The organism is Acetobacter pasteurianus subsp. pasteurianus LMG 1262 = NBRC 106471 (assembly GCF_000285275.1).
GTDB lineage: Bacteria > Pseudomonadota > Alphaproteobacteria > Acetobacterales > Acetobacteraceae > Acetobacter > Acetobacter pasteurianus.
The window spans coordinates 1-17,771 of record NZ_CADO01000028.1 but is presented as its reverse complement, the minus strand read 5'-3'; the positions used below and the strand labels follow the sequence as shown (position 1 = coordinate 17,771).

Annotated in this window: 16 protein-coding genes; 5 read left to right on the top strand and 11 right to left on the bottom strand. The window is 51.5% G+C overall.

Annotation, left to right across the window (positions count from 1 at the left end):
* Positions 1–58 precede the first annotated feature (58 nt).
* The 3 genes from APA10_RS07095 to tmpT form a co-directional block, all read right to left on the bottom strand.
* Entirely contained in the window at positions 59–2,572 is a 2,514-nt protein-coding gene (locus APA10_RS07095) for an excinuclease ABC subunit UvrA (protein ID WP_035367397.1), read from the bottom strand.
* A 121-nt stretch (positions 2,573–2,693) separates the two neighbouring features.
* Complete coding sequence (locus APA10_RS07090) at positions 2,694–3,950, bottom strand: dicarboxylate/amino acid:cation symporter (RefSeq protein ID WP_035367394.1); 1,257 nt, start codon at positions 3,948–3,950, stop codon at positions 2,694–2,696.
* 172 nt (positions 3,951–4,122) lie between these two features.
* Positions 4,123–4,764: a thiopurine S-methyltransferase gene (gene tmpT / locus APA10_RS07085; protein ID WP_003630829.1), complete on the bottom strand. Its 642-nt coding sequence runs from the start codon at positions 4,762–4,764 to the stop codon at positions 4,123–4,125.
* Positions 4,765–4,888: 124 nt separating this feature from the next.
* On the opposite strand from tmpT, the gene grxB reads away from it, so the two are divergent.
* The 3 genes from grxB to APA10_RS07070 all read left to right on the top strand — a co-directional run bounded on the left by grxB (position 4,889) and on the right by APA10_RS07070 (position 8,756).
* Positions 4,889–5,533, top strand: coding sequence for a glutaredoxin 2 (gene grxB / locus APA10_RS07080; RefSeq protein WP_003630827.1), 645 nt, complete (start codon positions 4,889–4,891; stop codon positions 5,531–5,533).
* A 691-nt stretch (positions 5,534–6,224) separates the two neighbouring features.
* Entirely contained in the window at positions 6,225–7,580 is a 1,356-nt protein-coding gene (locus APA10_RS07075) for an MFS transporter (RefSeq protein ID WP_003630826.1), read from the top strand.
* A 102-nt stretch (positions 7,581–7,682) separates the two neighbouring features.
* A complete protein-coding gene (locus APA10_RS07070) occupies positions 7,683–8,756 on the top strand; it encodes a cobalt-precorrin-5B (C(1))-methyltransferase (protein ID WP_003630825.1) in 1,074 nt (357 codons plus the stop codon).
* Between the two features lie 4 nt (positions 8,757–8,760).
* On the opposite strand, the gene cobM is transcribed toward APA10_RS07070, so the two are convergent.
* Genes cobM through APA10_RS07055 form a run of 3 tightly spaced genes read right to left on the bottom strand, consistent with a single transcriptional unit; the run spans position 8,761 to position 11,135 of the window.
* Entirely contained in the window at positions 8,761–9,519 is a 759-nt protein-coding gene (cobM, locus tag APA10_RS07065; RefSeq protein WP_003630824.1) for a precorrin-4 C(11)-methyltransferase, read from the bottom strand.
* Complete coding sequence (locus APA10_RS07060; protein ID WP_003630823.1) at positions 9,520–9,894, bottom strand: cobalamin biosynthesis protein; 375 nt, start codon at positions 9,892–9,894, stop codon at positions 9,520–9,522.
* Entirely contained in the window at positions 9,891–11,135 is a 1,245-nt protein-coding gene (locus APA10_RS07055) for a bifunctional cobalt-precorrin-7 (C(5))-methyltransferase/cobalt-precorrin-6B (C(15))-methyltransferase (protein WP_003630822.1), read from the bottom strand. The genes APA10_RS07060 and APA10_RS07055 overlap by 4 nt, the downstream gene beginning before the upstream one ends.
* Positions 11,136–11,223: 88 nt before the next feature.
* On the opposite strand from APA10_RS07055, the gene APA10_RS07050 reads away from it, so the two are divergent.
* Positions 11,224–12,027: a cobalt-precorrin-6A reductase gene (locus APA10_RS07050; RefSeq protein WP_003630821.1), complete on the top strand. Its 804-nt coding sequence runs from the start codon at positions 11,224–11,226 to the stop codon at positions 12,025–12,027.
* On the opposite strand, the gene cobJ is transcribed toward APA10_RS07050, so the two are convergent.
* From cobJ to cobG, 4 genes are read right to left on the bottom strand one after another with little or no spacing between them, the layout of a single operon-like run.
* Positions 11,997–12,755 carry a precorrin-3B C(17)-methyltransferase gene (gene cobJ, locus APA10_RS07045; protein ID WP_003630820.1) on the bottom strand — a complete coding sequence of 253 codons (759 nt, stop codon included), beginning with the start codon at positions 12,753–12,755 and terminating at the stop codon, positions 11,997–11,999. The two genes, APA10_RS07050 and cobJ, sit on opposite strands and share 31 nt — an antisense overlap.
* Entirely contained in the window at positions 12,752–13,477 is a 726-nt protein-coding gene (locus tag APA10_RS07040) for a precorrin-2 C(20)-methyltransferase (protein ID WP_003630818.1), read from the bottom strand. Before APA10_RS07040 ends, cobJ begins: the two co-directional genes overlap by 4 nt.
* Entirely contained in the window at positions 13,478–14,107 is a 630-nt protein-coding gene (locus APA10_RS07035) for a precorrin-8X methylmutase (RefSeq protein WP_003630816.1), read from the bottom strand.
* Complete coding sequence (cobG, locus tag APA10_RS07030) at positions 14,094–15,326, bottom strand: precorrin-3B synthase (protein WP_003630815.1); 1,233 nt, start codon at positions 15,324–15,326, stop codon at positions 14,094–14,096. Before cobG ends, APA10_RS07035 begins: the two co-directional genes overlap by 14 nt.
* 170 nt (positions 15,327–15,496) lie before the next feature.
* Between cobG and APA10_RS07025 the strand changes: the two genes are divergently transcribed.
* Positions 15,497–16,036 carry a Dabb family protein gene (locus APA10_RS07025; RefSeq protein ID WP_035366411.1) on the top strand — a complete coding sequence of 180 codons (540 nt, stop codon included), beginning with the start codon at positions 15,497–15,499 and terminating at the stop codon, positions 16,034–16,036.
* Positions 16,037–16,077: 41 nt separating this feature from the next.
* Here the strand turns inward: APA10_RS07025 and fumC are convergent, their stop codons facing one another.
* A complete protein-coding gene (gene fumC, locus APA10_RS07020) occupies positions 16,078–17,526 on the bottom strand; it encodes a class II fumarate hydratase (protein WP_003630812.1) in 1,449 nt (482 codons plus the stop codon).
* Positions 17,527–17,771 lie beyond the last annotated feature (245 nt).

Genomic DNA, 17,771 nt, shown 5'->3' with positions numbered 1-17,771 from the left:
ACCCCACCCACACACACCGTCAACACCTAAAATCAGAAAAAATTCATGTTCCCGGTTTTTATAGATATTCACGCAGAAAAGGCCCCGTGCGGCTTGCTGGATTTTTGGCAATATCTGCGGGTATGCCACTGGCAACAATCTGGCCGCCTTCATCCCCTGCCCCCGGGCCCATATCCAGCATCCAGTCACTCTGTGCTGCAAGACGCATATCGTGTTCAGCCAACACAACCGTATGCCCTTGCGCAACAAGCTGCCGCAATTGACGTGTTAGCCGATCTACATCTGCGGGATGCAGGCCGGTTGTGGGCTCATCCAGAACATATAAGATATGCCCTGCCCGCTTTTTCTGAAGTTCCGTTGCCAGCTTGATACGCTGCGCCTCTCCACCAGAGAGCGTTGTGGCGGGTTGGCCCAAACGTAAGTAACCCAATCCACCCTGCCGCAAGGTATCAAACCCATGCGCAATGTTCGGGCTATCCGCAAAAAACTCATGAGCTTCATCAACGCTCATATTCAACACATCAGCGATATTGCGGCCATTAAGCATGATAGCCAGCACTTCCGGTTTATAGCGTGCCCCATGACATTCCGGGCATGGGGCATACACACTAGGAAGGAAAAGTAATTCTACTTCAATAGAGCCCACGCCCTCGCAACGAGGGCAGCGCCCTTTTGCGACATTGAAGGAAAACCAGCCGGCATCCATTTTCTGCTTCTTGGCCTGCGGCACAGCAGCAAAAGCTTGCCTGATTTGGTCAAACAGCCCCGTATAAGTGGCCAAATTAGACCGAGGTGTGCGGCCTATAGGCTTTTGATCCACGACTACAAGGCGGCGGATATTTTGTAATCCGCTGACCACCTGCCCTTCTGGTTCAGCGCTTTCCGCAACTTCTGGAATATCGTTATCGTCTGCATCAGGCTGCTCAACAGGCTCTTTCTGCCCAAGCGCCTTGGAAACGATACTGACCAATGCCTGACCTGTTAAGCTGGATTTACCGGATCCGGAAATGCCGGTCACGACCGTCATGACACCTAAGGGCAGATCAAGCGTAACGTTGCGTAGATTGTTCCAGTTAATGTTTTTCAGGCAAAGCCACTCTTTAGGCTTGAGAGGCACCGCCTGCCCGTACTTGATCTCATCAAAAATATAAGGTCGTGTGCGGGAGCGAGAAACTGACTTCAGCCCATCTAACGGGCCACTATATAGGATTTCGCCACCCTTTTCGCCAGCATCTGGCCCAACATCCACCAGCCATTCTGCATGACGGATAACCTGACAGTTATGTTCCACCACCAAGAGTGAATTGCCTGCATCTAACAATCCGTGCAGCGCTTTAAGCAAGGCTTGCGTATCACATGGATGCAAGCCAGAGCTTGGTTCATCCAGCACATACAGCACACCAAACAAATTGGAACGAATTTGGGTTCCCAACCGCAGACGCTGATATTCACCGGGAGAAAGTGTTTGCACGCCACGGCTTAGCTGAAGATAGCCTAACCCCAATTCCAATAGTGTTTGTAGCCGCTCTATCAATGCTTCCACAATGCCGTAAGCCGCCAAACCTGTGGCATCTGTCTGTTTTTTCAGTTGCTGACTTTGCTCCTGCAAAATGGCTGTAATGTTCTTGAGTGGAAGTGCTGAAAGCTCAGCAATATTGCGCCCTGCAAACATTACCTGCAGGGCTTCAGCCTTGAGCTTTTGACCATGACACTCTGGGCACACGCTACTGACCATGAACGATGCAGCCCGAGCACGCATTTTAGCGCTTTGCGATTTGGCAAAGGTGTTCAACACATACTGACGCGCACCAGTGAATGTACCGTTATAATCAGCTGGAACACCATGCTTTATGGCTTCTAGCACCTGTTCATGCGTGCGGCCGGGATAAACGGGCTCTGTTGGTGTTTCCTTTGTATAAAGGATCCAGTCCCGCGTTGCCTTGGGAAGGTCTTTCCACTGGATATCTACATTCACGCCACGCGTGATCAGAATATCCCGTAAGTTCTGCCCCTGCCATGCCGTTGGCCATGCGGCAACAGCCCGTTGCCTGATACTAAGCGTATCATCCGGCACCAATGTTTTTTCCGTTACATCGTAAATACGCCCAAGCCCATGGCAACGTGGGCACGCCCCCATTGGCGTATTGGACGAGAAATCTTCAGCCTCTAAGCGGCTCATGCCGGCAGGATATGTGCCTGCCCGCGAATACAGCATGCGCAAGAGGTTTGAGAGTGTTGTGAGGCTTCCGACAGAAGACCTGCTACTGCTGCCTCCACGCTGCTGCTGCAGGGCAACGGCTGGAGGTAGGCCTTCTATGGCATCCACAACCGGTACCGGCATCTGATTAAACAGCCGACGCGCATAAGGAGAAACAGATTCCAGATACCGACGCTGGGCTTCTGCATAAATTGTACCAAATGCCAGTGAGGATTTACCTGACCCTGAAACGCCAGTCATCACAACAAATTTGTCACGCGGCACAGAAACAGAAACATTTTTCAGATTGTGTTCACGTGCCCCGCGGACGCAAATCATATCGGCAGGGTTGCTGGCAGAAGGTTGTGTTTTCATGGGGGCATTATACGCCCCCTATTTCTGCTCTGTGGTATGGAAAAAAGAATAGGTGCCCTGCATGTGCCGCTTTCTGGCATTTAGCACGGGTAACAGAGCACCTGACCTACTTAAATAAAGCTTACAGAGTATCCTCTGTTGGGCCATCAGAAAGCGCACCTTCCCATTTAGCCGAAATTGCAGCGGCATAGCCGTTGCCCAGCACGTTGGTTGCTGTGCGCATCATATCCAGAAAATGATCAATACCCAGAATGAGCGCGATACCCGCCTCTGGCAGGCCAAACTGAGGCAGAACAGCCACAAGTGTAACAAGCGAGGCACGCGGCACGCCAGCTATACCCTTACTGCTGAGCATCATAACCAACAGCATCAGAAACTGCTGAGACCACGGCATATGGATGCCGTAAGCCTGTGCAATAAAAATGGCCCCAAAAGACTGGAACAGAATGGAACCATCCATATTAAAGCTGTACCCCAATGGCAGCACAAAGCCACTGATCCGGGTGGGCACGCCAAAATTCTCCAGCTTTTCCAACAGCAATGGATAAACAGATTCACTACTTGCTGTAGCAAAACCCAGCAGCACCGGCTGCACCAGTTCACCCACCAGCCTTTTAATGCTGCGCCCCAGAACCAGAAAAGCAATAAGGGTAAGAACGCCCCACTGCACAAAAATGGTGCCGTAAAATTCCGCCAGAAACCGGCCAAAATGCAGCAACATGCCCGCGCCGCTTTGCGCCACGGTGCCCATAATGGAACCAAACACGGCCAGAGGTGCCAACACCATAACCATGTCCGTCATACGCAGCATGATGTGGGCGAGCTCTTCCGTCCATTTCAGCATGGTCTCACCAGCCTTGCCTGCTGCGGGCAAGGCCACACCAAACAGAACCGAGAACACCACAATCTGCAGGATATCATTACGCGCCATGGCATCCATGACGCTGGTTGGCACAACGTGCAGCAGAAATTCAACGGGTTTAAAGGGGTGCTTCAGGGATGAAATATCAGACGGCAAAGGCGCTGAAAATCCATAACCAGGCTGCAGAATATTGGCGGCGAACAAGCCAATAAGCAGCGAGATAAAGGACATGGAGATAAACCACAGCAAAACGCGCCCACCCACGCGCACCACCAAGGTATCATCCCCCAGCTTGCCAATGCCGCTTACCAATGTTGCAAATACCAACGGTGCAATAATCATGCGGATAAGCCGCAGGAAAAGCCCCGTTAACAGGGCTGCCACCTGATGCGCAGCCGAAATATAGGCCGGAAACAGATCATGCACCGCAAGCCCGCATAAAATGCCTAGCACAAGGGCAATCAGGATAGCGTAGGTGCGCCGTTTGGTATTAGTGGGTGAAGCAACCGCTGCCATCTGTCATTCTTCTCCCTCTGGAGCATGAAACTTGTCAAAAAAAAGGCTCATATAGGGAAGAAGACGCAAGAGGTCAAAGCCGTAAAACAAGCAAAATTATTTCTTAACCGTATCTTTTACTTAACAACATGAATGATTACCTGCCTATTTTTTGGTAAATGCCTGATACAATCTATTCAGGTTTCAAAACCCATACATTCTCCGTAGCGGGCACACCGCCTTTTAAACCGCCAGTTACCGCAGTACTTTCCAAACAGTTTATAGCATATCCTGCTCCGTAATACCGGTGAATATCCTGCCGGGTTACGCTAAACGGCGGCCCCGCTATACAAGATTGATCATATTCGAGAGTCACAAGAAGTTGCTCCGCTTTGTCTGAAATATCCATCAGATGCTCTGCGTAAGTTGCACGCATGGCAGGCGGCAAAGCGACCAGAGCAGCCCGATCATAAATAGCCTGCACATGCCCCAGCAGCGCACGAGAGAGTGTAAAAATATCACCCACAAATATGTTGAGGTTTTTTGCCTTAAAACACTGCATATTGAGTGCCACATCAGATATTTGCGGCGTTAGACCAATTTCGGAAAAAAGCTGTTCTACCGCAATCTGGCTAAGCTCCACCCCAACCACGTTTAGCCCGCGCTGCAGAAGCCAGTGAATATCCAGAGTTTTACCACATAATGGCACAAAAACACGTGCGCCCTCTTTAAGCCCCAGAATAGGGAAATATTTGACTAAAAGCGGATTAACAGCGGCAAGATGAAAGCCAATTTGGTTTTTCTGCCACTTCATATTCCAGAATTGTGCATCCATTTTGGCCTCTTTCTACTATAAAATTATTCAAACCATGTTTATGCTTGGCGCGTAAACAATAAAGCAAATACCCTGTTTTTACAGGATATTCAGTCTTACACTCTGTATCAGAAAGTTGTCTCTTATGCGTAAACTTTATGTTTATGATCATTGCCCGTTCTGCATCAAAGCCAGAATGATTTTTGGCCTCAAAAACATTCCTGTTGAGCTTGTTGTTCTTCAAAATGATGATGAAGCAACGCCCATTGGCATGATCGGCCAGAAAATGCTGCCTATTCTGGAAGAAAACGGGCATTATATGGGGGAAAGTCTGGATATTATTGCGCATATAGACCGCGAAGGAACGCCTCTTCTTACAGTCCCCGCTCGGCCAGAAATTTCTGATTGGATCAGCCGTTCAAGCTCTTTGCTGTATAGGCAGTTCCTGCCCCGCGCAGCAGCAGCACCTTTTCCAGAATTTTCCACCACATCCGGGCGCGCATACTTTATCCGCAAAAAAGAGGCTTCAACCGGCCCATTTTGCGAGATTTTTAATGAAGGAACAGAGGCCCTTCTTCCTTTAAATGCATTATTGAAAGACTTAGCCCCTCTTCTGCCAGAACCATCTGCGCTTCAGGGTCAGCTTTCTTATGATGATATCCATCTGTTTGCGCACCTGCATAGTTTCTCCATCATCAAGGGGCTCACCTACCCTACTGCGGTAGAGCACTATAGGCAGGCACTTTCCCAGCGATCGGGCATTCCTTTGCTGGATGCTGTAGCCGTCTGATTATAAAAAACTTTTCCTGTGTTGCGTTTGTCGAGAATTCATAATCAGAAACACAGGAAAAGTTTGTATATAAATAAAGACATGAAATAATACATTAGTAATTGTTTTATAAACCCTGATTTTAAAAAAGTAATTTTGTTTTTAGTGTAAAATTATATATTTATTTTCACATATTATAATTTCCGAAAAGTAATATATTGTAAAACTTTTCCGTTGAAAATTTTATCAGAAAATATTATCAAGGCAATGTTATGACAACTGGCATAAGGAGAGGCCTTTCCTTTAGAATTGTAATTCTTCCACATTATCAAATGGTTTCGTTTTCTTGTGGTCTTTAGATGGGTGCTCGTTTTATATTATTGCAATAATATAAAACCATAATCTGTTTACTCTCAGATTTTTTCTTTTCCCCATCTGGCAAGCAGATACATCCAGCTATCGCATAGTGCCGCAGACCCGCTGCGCTCTTTTTTCCCTCAGACACATGTCCTGAGGCTTTTATGGTTAGAAGCCCCTATTGGCTTTCACCATTCAGGCGCGGACTTCTCCCGAACCGTATTTTTCCACAAGATTCCGGAGTGAACGGCCATTTGGCATCACCCGGAGAATTGCAGTCAGCCAGCATATTCCGCACTTCGGTGGAATATCCCGTCAAAATGACGGTTGCCTGTGTAAAGAGGAGTATCTCCCCTTGAAACAGACAGACCCTCTGTCGCCTCCGCCTGCATCGTTTGCAGATCGTCTTGGAATTCCCGCACCTCTGTTCTGGGGTTTTGTGGGGCTTCTGTTTTTCATGATTGGTGATGGTGTAGAAGCCGGCTACCTTGCCCCCTATCTGGAAGGGCATGGTACATCTGCCGGCAACACCGCACTTTTGTTTACCATTTACGGCGTTACAGTTTCCATCTCCGCCTGGCTTTCTGGCCCACTGTCTGATCTATGGGGCCCAAAGCGCGTCATGTGGATCGGCTTGGCTATCTGGACCGTTTTTGAAGTTATCTTTCTGGCCTGCGGTGTTGCCGTTAACAGCTACCCCATCATGCTGCTGGCATATTCCCTGCGTGGCTTAGGGTATCCGCTGTTCACTTACGGCTTCCTGGTATGGATTGCCGCTGCCACACCACCTCGCCAGCTTGGTTCTGCTGCGGGTTGGTTCTGGTTTGCCTTTTCTGGTGGTCTGCCTACCCTGGGCTCTCTGTTCGCCAGCTTTGCCATTCCCGTTATTGGGGAAATGGCCACTTTCTGGTCTTCTCTGGGTATGGTTGTCTTTGGCGGCCTGCTGGCTCTGCTGCTTACGCGTGAACCCACAGGCTCTCAGCGTCTGGCTGCACCTGGCACTCCGGCCAAGGAAATCTTCTTCAGTTCCATCAGTATTCTGTGGCGCGAACCCAAAACGTTTGTGGCAATGGTGGTACGCACCATCAACACATCATCCGAGTATGCGTTCTTGGTGATCATGCCAACCTTCTTTACCAAGGTTATTGGCTTCACGCTTTCTCAGTGGCTGCAGCTGCTGTCCATCGTGTTCCTGTCCAATATTCTGGTAAATCTGTTTTCCGGCATTTCCGCAGACAAATTCGGTCATCGTGAAGTTGTGGCTTTTGGTGGCGGCATTGGCGCAGCCATTATGGTACCTGCCTTCTATTATGTGCCGCAGATGTTCCCCGGCAACTTCATGATTGCCGCTATTGTGGGTGCTTTGTATGGCGCATCCCTGGCGGCTTTTGTGCCGCTGTCCGGTTTGGTGCCCCAGATTTGCCCGAAGGAAAAAGCCGCCGCTCTTTCCGCTCTTGGTTTGGGCGCTGGTGCCAGCACATGGGTTGGCCCGGCCATTGTAACGTGGTTTGAATCATGGCGCGGTGTTGAAGGTATTATCTGGATCTTCTCTGGTCTGTATGTTGCCTCTGCCCTGATGACCATGTGCCTGACCATTTCACCCGAAGCACGCCGCTATCTGAAAAAGATCTCCGAACGGGAAAAACAGAAGCGTGCAGCTGCTGCCCGTGGTGATATTGCTGAAGAACTGTCCCTCAGCAAACAATCCTGAAGACGCTCTGCTTTATATGCAAAGCTGGCAAAGGCCCCATCCAGAAGTGGATGGGGCTTTTTTTTATGTTCTGCAACACGCAGATGAATTACATCATGCCACATGGCACCCAACACTTCCCCCCTCCGGCGAGGCTGGACAACAGGTAGCTGCGCAACAGCCGCAGCAAAGGCTGCATGGCTGATGCTAAACGGCCATTCAGCTCCAGCATGCGTAAACATTACCCTTCCCGCTGGCCAACAGGTTGGATTTGCCATTGCCCTTACCGGTGGCACGCCAGATGCACCTTTTGCGGAAGTTATTAAAGATGCTGGGGATGACCCGGACATCACGCACGGAGCCCTTATTCGGGCAACGGTAAAAACCTTGCCTACTGGTTGCGGAATTGTGTTTCAGGCGGGGCCCGGCGTAGGCACAGTCACCCGCCCCGGCTTACCCATAGCCGTGGGGGAGCCCGCCATAAACCCTACCCCACGCGCCATGATCCGTGCAGCTTTAACCGAAGCGAACGCAGACACCTGCCCAGATGCAGAGGTGAGTATCAGCATTGAAAATGGAGAAAAACTGGCTGAGCGCACATTAAACAGTCGGCTAGGCATTCTGGGCGGTCTGTCCATTCTGGGCACAACCGGAATTGTAGTGCCTTTTTCATGCTCCGCATGGATTGAGAGCATCCATCGGGGCGTAGATGTTGCGCGTGCAGAAGGCCTTACCCACTTGGCAGGAAGCACCGGTAATGTTTCCGAAAAGGGCGTGCAGAAATTTTATAACCTGCCAGACAGCGCGCTTATTGAAATGGGGGACTTTGCTGGTGGCCTGTTAAAATACCTTCGCAAGCATCCCGTTCCGCGCATTACAATATCTGGCGGCATCGCCAAAATGACCAAACTCGGCCAAGGTTTTATGGACCTGCATTCCAAACGGGGCCCGGCAGATATGTGCCAGCTAGCAGAGCTTGTTCTGGCACATAATGGAAAACCCGATCTAGCCGACACAATTGCGCGTAGCCCCACAGTGGCGGAAGCCTTTTTGCACGCAAGCCAACAGGGTTTTCCGTTAGGGGATCTGATTGCCCGCTCCGCCTTACAAACCGTTAAGGAGGTTCTACAGCCAGCCCCCATACAAGCTGATGTGCTGGTGTTTGACCGTGCAGGCAATCTGGTTGGGCAAGCCTGAAAGCTTAGTCCTGCCCACGAAAACGCCGCCGATAATCAGGATTATACAAAGCGCTTTCTCTAAAATCCTTATCTCCCAATACACGACCTACAATCACAAGAGCTGTGCGCTCAATGGGGTTTTCTTTCAGCTTATCCGCAATATTGGCAAGCGTTCCGCGCAGTACAAGCTGATCTGGCCATGTTGCCCGTGCCACAATAGCAACCGGGCAATCAGCCCCATAAAATGGGGTCAGTTCCTCTACAATTCTATTCAACGCATGCACTGCCAGATGAATAGCAAGTGTAGCCCCTGTAGCGCCAAAAGCGGCCAGTGTTTCTTTTTCTGGCATGGCAGAAGCACGCCCATTTACGCGCGTAAGCACCACACTTTGTGCAACACCCGGAATGGTAAGTTCCTGCCCCAGTATGGAAGCCGCTGCCGCAAATGCAGGCACCCCCGGTGTCATGCTCCACGGAATACCGTGTTTTTCCAAGCGGCGGATCTGCTCAGCCACAGCGCTGTACACAGAAAGATCACCCGAATGCAGGCGCGCCACATCCTGCCCCTGCTGATGAGCCTTTACGTATTCGGCTTCAATCTCGTCTAATGTCATGGGGGCTGTATCAACCTTGCGCGCATCTGGCGGGCAAAACTGCAGCATTTCCGGCGGCACAATAGACCCCGCATATAAACAGACCGGGCAGGATGCCAAAATGTCTCTCCCACGTATGGTGAGTAGATCAGCCGCTCCGGGGCCTGCCCCAATAAAATGCACGGTCATTCAAATGTCTCCTTCTGCCACGGCGCATGTCACACCATTCATGCTGCAACGCGGTACAATAAGTTTGCCCTGTGGGCCAGCCGCAACCAATGCACAAGCCTCAGATACAGAAGCTACTCCGGTATGTTGCATGCTACGGGCTGATACCGTCTGGCATTGCGCACTAACCTGCCGCATGGCGGCAAGCTCTACCCAGATAATTCCGGCACCCAGCCATTTTGCCACCTGTAATGGCAGGTTTTCCGTATGCCGAAAGGCCGGAACGGCAAGAGCTGACAGTTTTTTGCCAGACTGTTGCGCCAAGGCCTGTGCAATACATGCCTGAGCCTGCGCTAAGCTCGCCCTACTGTTCCAGCCCAAGCCAAGAAATATCATGAGGCATCGGGTTTTTGGGCGACCCACTGTGTTACCGGCATGGCAGGACGAAAACCGTGGAGAGACCCTATTTTTTCTAACCGGGATACAGAGATACGCGTAAGCGTTCCGCCCCATTCCTGCATGGCACGCAGCAAGCGTGCTTCTGTTTCCGCCACCACAGCATTCACCACAATACGCCCACCGGGTTTAAGAGCCTGCCATGCGGTTTCCAACACACCAGCGCGGCTTGCCCCTCCGCCAATAAAAATAGCATCGGGCTTTGGCAAATCTTCCATGCCTTCTGGCGCTCGGGCCTGCCTTACATTTAGCCCCGGCACACCAAGAGCCGCCGCATTACGTGCAATGCGCGCAACCCGTTCTGGCTGTGCTTCAATACAAACTGCGCGGCAGGCAGGAGATGCCAACATCCATTCAATACTGATAGAACCAGCACCTCCGCCAATATCCCACAATAATTCGCCTGCTCGAGGTGCTAGGGATGACAGCGTAACAGCACGAATTTCCCGCTTTGTAAGCTGGCCATCATGTTCGAAGCACGTATCTGGCAACCCGTTGGTTAGTGGCAAGGTGTAGGGCACACTTTGGGCATCTATCTCCAGCCCGATCAGGTTAAGCCGCTGGAGCTTATCCGGCGCACCTTCACTGGCATAAAAACTGTGCATGGCTTCATGTGGGCCACCTAACCGTTCCAGAACATGGCAGCGCGTCTCCCCCAATCCTTTACTCACAAGCCAGTTAGCCAAAACATGCGGCGTATTTTCATCGGCAGACAGTACAATAATCCGGCCAGATGGCTGCAATGCTGGGTAAAGCTGCTCTATGGGCCGACCACATAAGGATACTACCCGGCATTCCTGCTCTGCCCATCTAAGCCGACTACATGCCAAGGCTACAGAAGATGGCGCCGGCAAGCACAGCATTTCCTGCGGAGGGATAGAATGCGCCAGTGTGCTCCCCACGCCAAAGAAAAATGGATTACCAGATGCCAGAACCACAGTCGGCAAGCCCTTTCGGGCAAGAATGGCGTCTATTCCGCGTTCAAAGGGTGTGGGCCATGCAAGTGTTTTCCCCTGCACCAATGGAGCTGCCAGCTCCAGATGGCGCACACCGCCCACAACGAAATCTGCCCGCGCAAGAATGGCACGTGCAACAGCAGAAAGACCTTCCACACCATCTTCCCCAATCCCAATCAGGGTTAACCACGGCGTTTGTGGCTCATGCTGGGGTTGCTCGGTCATTCATCCATTCCTTTTTTGGCACACACTTGCACGGCAACGGCCTTGGCTTTTACAACACTTTGTTTTTCATGCTGTAAAGCTTGCGCTCATGCCTTCGTCTTCCAATAATTTTCGCGTTCTTGTTCTTGGCGGCACCACTGAAGGCTCTGCCTTATGCCGTGATCTGGAAAAGGAACCGTCTATCAGTGCCACGCTTTCCCTTGCCGGAGTAACCAAACAACCGCATTTACCTACGCTATCCGTGCGAATTGGCGGGTTTGGCGGCTCTGATGGACTGAGCACATGGCTGAAAACACATGGAATCAACGCCGTAATAGATGCCACTCACCCTTTTGCGGCCACTATGAGCCAACACGCCGCCACTGCCTGTGCTGCTACACAAACGCCTTTGTTGCGTCTGGAACGATCGGGCTGGCAGGAAATGCCGGGCGATACATGGTTTCATGCGCCCACTCTAACTGACGCTGCCACTCTATTAGCCAACTCACCAAAGTGGGGAACAACCCCGCAGCGTATTTTTTTAACAACAGGCCGTAAGGAGTTGGCGCCGTTTAAAACTGCGCCACAGCATCATTACCTCATCCGCTCCATTGATGCACCAGACCCTGTTTCCTTACCTCCACATACAACCATCCTGCTGGATCGCGGTCCTTTTGACGTGCAGAATGAAGCCAGACTGATGCAGGATCATGGCATCACACTGCTGGTTTCCAAAAACTCTGGTGGCAGCGCAACATATCCCAAGCTAGAGGCCACACGCCTGTTAGGTATTCCCGTCCTGATGATTGATCGCCCAGCGGCTTGCTCTCACATCCCTACAGTAGAATCTGCCCAACAAGCCATGGCGTGGTTACGGGCATATCAGGCAGCATCAACCCGCCGTAAAGTATAAAACCACGGTTCACCATCGGGCCGCTCCACCAAACGGCTGGCTTTGCAGCCTATCAACACCAACGTGCTCATATCGGCCCATTCGGCATTGGCTTCCTGTAGAGTAGAAAGTCGCACTGCCTCATCAGGCCGCCCTATGGCGCGTGCAAAAGCAACGGGAATGGTGGGGGGCAAAACATTCCGCAAATGCTCCAATGCCTCACCCAACTGCCACGGACGAGCGTGAGAGCGTGGATTATACAGCGCAATGACAAAGCCCGCCTGTGCTGCCAAGCGCAAACGTTCAAGCACCACATCCCAAGGTTTGAGATTATCCGAAAGGGACATCACGCAGAAATCCCCACCCAAGGGGGCCCCCAACCGCGCAGCCGCAGCCAGAACCGCACTCAGGCCGGGAACAACACTGATATCTAGCGCGCGCCATGTGTCTGGCCCTTGCTCCAATGCCTCAAATACAGCGCTGGCCATGCCAAACACACCGGCATCTCCGCCAGAAACAACAGCTACATGCCGCCCCTGCTCTGCCATTTCCAGAGCATGACGTGCGCGGTCCAGCTCCACCCTGTTGTCTGAGGCATGGCGAACAACATGCGCAGGGGCCTCTACCCGGTTTACATACGGCCCATATCCGACCAGATCCGTTGCTTTAGCCAATGCCTGATCTGCCTGCGGGGTGCGCTGAAGGCTGTTACCTGGCCCCAACCCTACAATGGTAACGCTACCCTTCATCTTACACCTTTCCGACCCGGCAGCAGAACCAGCGAGAAATAAGGCACGCTATCTTCTTGCTCCTGCAAGGCACACATACGGGTATTTTCCTGCGTGCCACGTTCAACATATACGGCATCTTCCAGACGACCGGCTTTTTCCAGCGCCCGCCTGACCTGCGGCATGTTACGGCCCGTTTTCATGATAACTGCGGCATCTGCCTGTTCCAGCCAGTTGGTCAGCTTTTCTTCTGGCAAAGTGGCGGGAAGAACGCACAACACGTCATCACCATGCGTTATGGGCAGGTGCGCCTGTGTCCAGCATCCGTTCATGGCCATAATACCGGGCACAACTTCGGTTTCAAAACCGGCTTTCAGCCGATCAAAAAGGTACATGGCCGAACCGTAAAGGAAGGGATCGCCCTCACATAACAGAACAACGTCCTGCCCTTTATCTAACCGTTGGGCCAGTTTGTGTGCGCATTCATCATAAAACTGGCCCATGCCACCATGATATGCAGGGTTGGCAACAGAAATTTCCGTAGTGAATGGATATTCCAACCGCAATTCTTCAGCATCCGGGGCAATATGCGCACGTGCAATGGTGCGCGCATGGCCCGGCCTGTCATGACGGCAGAAATACGCCACCACCTTTGCCGCCTGTACCAGACGGACAGCCCGAACGGTCATGAGTTCCGGATCACCCGGCCCCACACCAACAACCTGTAATCTGCCACGTGTCATTTATTCACGCTCACAGGCCAGAGCATTCACCGCAGCAGCAGCCATAGCACTCCCTCCCGGTCTGCCACGCACGACAAGCCACGGCACATCCTTACGAAGGGAAAGAGCTTCCTTAGATTCCATGGCACCCACAAAACCTACAGGCAGCCCAATGATAGCTGCCGGATACGGTGCCCCTGCATCCAGCATTTCCAGCAGGTGGAATAACGCGGTAGGTGCATTGCCAATAGCAACCACTGCACCTGCCAGTTTTTCTCCCCACAGATCCAGCGCGGCGGCTGAACGGGTGTTGCCAATCTGGCGGGCCAGTTCGGGTGTGCGGCTATCGCGCAATGTGCAAACAACTGCATTATCAGCAGGCAAACGCGCCCGCGTAACCCCGTGTGCCACCATTTCGGAATCACACAAAATATTGCAGCCTTTTTTTAGGGCTGTACGTGCGGCAGTAACAAAATCTGCCGTCATGCTGACAGATTGCGCCATTTCCACCATACCGCAGGCGTGAATAATGCGCACAACAACCTGCGCTTCTTCCGGCGTAAAGGCAGAAAGATCGGCTTCTGCCCGAATGGTCGCGAAGGAGCGTTCATAAATAGCTGCTCCATCCTTGATATACTCATACGCGGCCATTCATTATCCTTTCCTGTGGCTTGGTGCCTATAAAATAGTCTTCGACTGCTCTGTCATCTGGAAAAAATCGCATGACAGGCCCCGATGCCGTGCCATTGCAGATAAGCCCGTAGCCATTTTGGGCAGCAACCACTGTCCAGCTTGCTTTTGCTGGGTGCGCACAGCCTTTACTGCACCCGGAAACATGCAGGCTTTCCCCTGCCCCCAAACTATGCGCCAGTTTTTTTGCCAGAGCTTGTGTTGCACCTTCTGCCTGCGCACACCCTGCATTTCCCATACAGGCAGAAACACGCAAAATAGGATTGGTGCCTGTATCCACCATATCCGCCACATGTGGCGTGCACGGCATGCCGTGCAGAATAATACTGTGCCACGGCGTAAGCCGGAGAATGTCATCTCCGTTTCGTGCGTGATTGGCACAACTCCGCAGCATGGCAGATGTTAAAATGCCCAAGGGTGCATTGAGTGCGTATAAGGCAGGGCCTATTTTACCCGCCAGCATAGCCGGGTCTGGCGCCGCTATACCCATATTTTCTGCCGGACAACCAAGCTGATTGATAGCTTGGAAAAGCATTTGACCCGTTTGCGGATAACGCACAGGTCGTTGGCCTTTTGGCAGAGCTACAAAAGCCTGCCCCAGCTTTACAGCCAATTCAACAGCAACCTGAACAGATGCGGGCTTACTTTTCTGGTTGCCACATACAACAGACCATAACCCCGGCCCATTGGTCTGTAGCGTAATGTCTGCCTTCAACAGCCCAACAGTAAACAGCCCTCCGCCATCTACGGCAAACCCGAACTTATCCGGCAATGCAGAAAGACTGTTGGCATGACACAAAGCTGCACGCAAAGCTGTAGCGCATTCTAATGTATCTGGGGCACAGGAAGGATCACACCCCGCCAAAGGGGATACCAATAATGCCAAACGCTTTTCATGTTCAGGATTGGCCATACCCAAGCCAGCCAGAATAGCCAGTTCGGGAAAACGCAGAGCATTGGCGTGAGAGAACCCGCGTAATTGCAGACTAGCGCGATTGGTAAGGCAGATCAGCCCATTGCCCTCACGCTCTGCAATCTGTGCCAGAAAAATGGCCTGCGCCGCAGTTATCCGGCCAAAGGCTGGCCTTACCCGCACCAGCCAACCATCTTTGGCCTGCATGGGGGCAAACAAGCCCGGACACCACCCTTTAACCTCTGGCGGCGTAAAACGCTGTGTCACGCTATCTGCCTCCCTTTCTGGCTACGGCGGATACAAAATCTTTCTTCACGGCCGCCCTGTTACGCAACACACGCCCTGCTTGTCAAAAAGCCGGACGAGCTTCCATATTTTGTCGGGCAGCAAGCCGCAGTATTGCGTGAAGCAGCAGCAATCTGTGTTATGAAATACAAATGACCATAACACCCTCTCCTCTCATCCGCTTGAGCTTGATGGCTGGTTTACTTTGTGTTGGACCCAGCATTTACTTTACGTATGCTTATGCTAAGGAAGATATCCCGCAGGATACCGCCGCACAGGCCACGCATGCGCTGGTAAAGCAGATAGGTGAACAGCGCTTTACTGCTCCAGATTTTCGTCCAGGCACTGTGCGCCATATGGTAATGTTTCAGTTCCGCCACACGGCAACTACAGCAGAAAGACAGGAAGTAACACGACGCTTTCTGGAACTGGCAACACACTCACGCCGCCCGAACGGCGCACCCGTTGTTGCCAGCTTGGAAGCTGGGCCGCAAAATAGTGGTGAAAATGCTGATCTGGGGCTGGATTACGGATATCTTGTTACCTTCCGTTCAGAAGGTGATCGTAATTACTACGTAGGCCGCCCTATTGTGCATACGAGCGGATGTTTTGACCCTGCACATGATGCATTCAAAAAGTTTGCAGCGCCATTTCTGGCCAATGTGGTGGTCTTTGATTTTACCGTAAAGTAAGGGGAGAGAAGACCTCTCCCCACACTGTAAACCCTGAGCATTCAGGCGCCTGCAACGCCTTCCCCCACCATATCAAGTGGGTTCACCACTTTATCAAAAGTAGCGGCATCCACGTAGCCAGATTTCAAGGCTGCATCTTTGAGGGAGAGATCATGCTCCATGGCGATATGCGCAATTTCTGCGGCTTTATCATAGCCAATTACGGGAGCTAATGCCGTAACAAGCATAACGGACCCGCCCACATTCTGCTTGAGCCGCTTTTCATTCAGTTGTGTGCCTTCCACAGAAAAAATGCGGAAGTTATGACAGCCATCTGCCAGAATACGGATACTGGCAAGGCAGTTAGCCAATATGACTGGCCGCATAACATTCAGATCCAACTGGCCCTGACTGGCGGCAAAAGCAATCGTGTTATCGTTACCCAGCACCTGCGTGGCAATCATCACCATTGCTTCACATTGGGTTGGGTTCACCTTGCCGGGCATGATGGAAGATCCGGGTTCATTTTCCGGCAGGTGCAGTTCACCCAACCCACAGCGCGGGCCAGAGGCCAACCAGCGCATATCATTGGCAATTTTTAACAATGGCACCGCCAAACCACGCAAACCAGCAGAGGTTCTGGCCATGGCATCCAACCCACTTAACGCAGCAAATTTATTAGGTGCTGTAACAAAAGGCTGTTTTGTAAGCTCTGCTATACGTGCGGCTATCGCCTTGCTAAAACCTGCCGGTGCATTCAGCCCCGTGCCCACAGCAGTGCCGCCAGCGGCAAGTTCAAACAGAGCTTTACGATCTTTACGCAGGCCGCAAAGCGCATCTTCAAGCATCTGCACCCAGCCAGACCATTCTTGGCCTACTGTTAAAGGCACGGCATCCTGCAAATGGGTACGGCCAATTTTAACAACGTCCATCCATTGCTCAGCTTTCTGGCGCAAGGCTTCTATAAGCTTTTCTACGCTGGGCAAAAGTCGATTTTCAATTTCCAGCAACGTAACAACATGCATGGCCGTTGGAAATGAATCGTTGCTGGATTGGCCCATATTCACATCATCATTGGGGTGAACAGGCGTTTTGGAGCCAATTTTGCCGCCTACAAGCTGGATGGCACGGTTTGCAATAACCTCATTCACATTCATATTTGTTTGGGTGCCAGACCCTGTCTGCCAGACAAACAGCGGAAAATGTGCATCCAGCTTGCCTGCCGTAACTTCATCTGCAACCGTGGCTATCAGATCGGCTTTCCATTGCGGCATACGCCCTTCCGCTGCGTTTACCAAGGCCGCGGCTTTTTTAACAATGCCGTAAGCATGGTAAAGGGGCAAAGGCATACGCTCTGTGCCAATGGAAAAATGCACCAGACTACGCTGGGTTTGCGCCCCCCAGTATTTATCTGCCGGAACATCTATAGTTCCCATTGAATCCCGTTCCTGCCGAACACCTGTGGCCTGAATGCCTACGGGACAAAAACGAATTTGCGGATTATCGCTCATGATACATACCTCCCTGCTGGCAAGTTACGTTCCGCCAGCTTTCTGGTTTGAGCAGCATAGACCTCTTCGGCATCTAAAAATGAGACTGCGACCATCACATTTAGACGACTATGATTTTTAATGAGATATTTATAGATTTTTCAAAATTTACTTATATCTATATTTTTATAAATTCTTTTATTACAGCAAGAATTACGGCGTGTCGTCAGTTAAGCCCTGAGAGTGGCACGTGAGGGTTGTAGTTT

Excerpts from the sequence above, each read along its gene's own strand:
- grxB (WP_003630827.1), top strand. The coding sequence starts at position 4,889 with ATGCGTAAACTTTATGTTTATGATCATTGCCCGTTCTGCATCAAAGCC.
- APA10_RS07070 (WP_003630825.1), top strand. The coding sequence starts at position 7,683 with ATGGCACCCAACACTTCCCCCCTCCGGCGAGGCTGGACAACAGGTAGC.
- APA10_RS07035 (WP_003630816.1), bottom strand. The coding sequence starts at position 14,107 with ATGGCCGCGTATGAGTATATCAAGGATGGAGCAGCTATTTATGAACGC.
- APA10_RS07055 (WP_003630822.1), bottom strand. The coding sequence starts at position 11,135 with ATGACCGAGCAACCCCAGCATGAGCCACAAACGCCGTGGTTAACCCTG.
- APA10_RS07090 (WP_035367394.1), bottom strand. The coding sequence starts at position 3,950 with ATGGCAGCGGTTGCTTCACCCACTAATACCAAACGGCGCACCTACGCT.
- APA10_RS07095 (WP_035367397.1), bottom strand. The coding sequence starts at position 2,572 with ATGAAAACACAACCTTCTGCCAGCAACCCTGCCGATATGATTTGCGTC.
- tmpT (WP_003630829.1), bottom strand. The coding sequence starts at position 4,764 with ATGGATGCACAATTCTGGAATATGAAGTGGCAGAAAAACCAAATTGGC.
- APA10_RS07050 (WP_003630821.1), top strand. The coding sequence starts at position 11,224 with ATGCCTTCGTCTTCCAATAATTTTCGCGTTCTTGTTCTTGGCGGCACC.
- cobJ (WP_003630820.1), bottom strand. The coding sequence starts at position 12,755 with ATGAAGGGTAGCGTTACCATTGTAGGGTTGGGGCCAGGTAACAGCCTT.
- APA10_RS07025 (WP_035366411.1), top strand. The coding sequence starts at position 15,497 with ATGACCATAACACCCTCTCCTCTCATCCGCTTGAGCTTGATGGCTGGT.
- cobM (WP_003630824.1), bottom strand. The coding sequence starts at position 9,519 with ATGACCGTGCATTTTATTGGGGCAGGCCCCGGAGCGGCTGATCTACTC.
- fumC (WP_003630812.1), bottom strand. The coding sequence starts at position 17,526 with ATGAGCGATAATCCGCAAATTCGTTTTTGTCCCGTAGGCATTCAGGCC.
- APA10_RS07060 (WP_003630823.1), bottom strand. The coding sequence starts at position 9,894 with ATGATATTTCTTGGCTTGGGCTGGAACAGTAGGGCGAGCTTAGCGCAG.
- APA10_RS07040 (WP_003630818.1), bottom strand. The coding sequence starts at position 13,477 with ATGACACGTGGCAGATTACAGGTTGTTGGTGTGGGGCCGGGTGATCCG.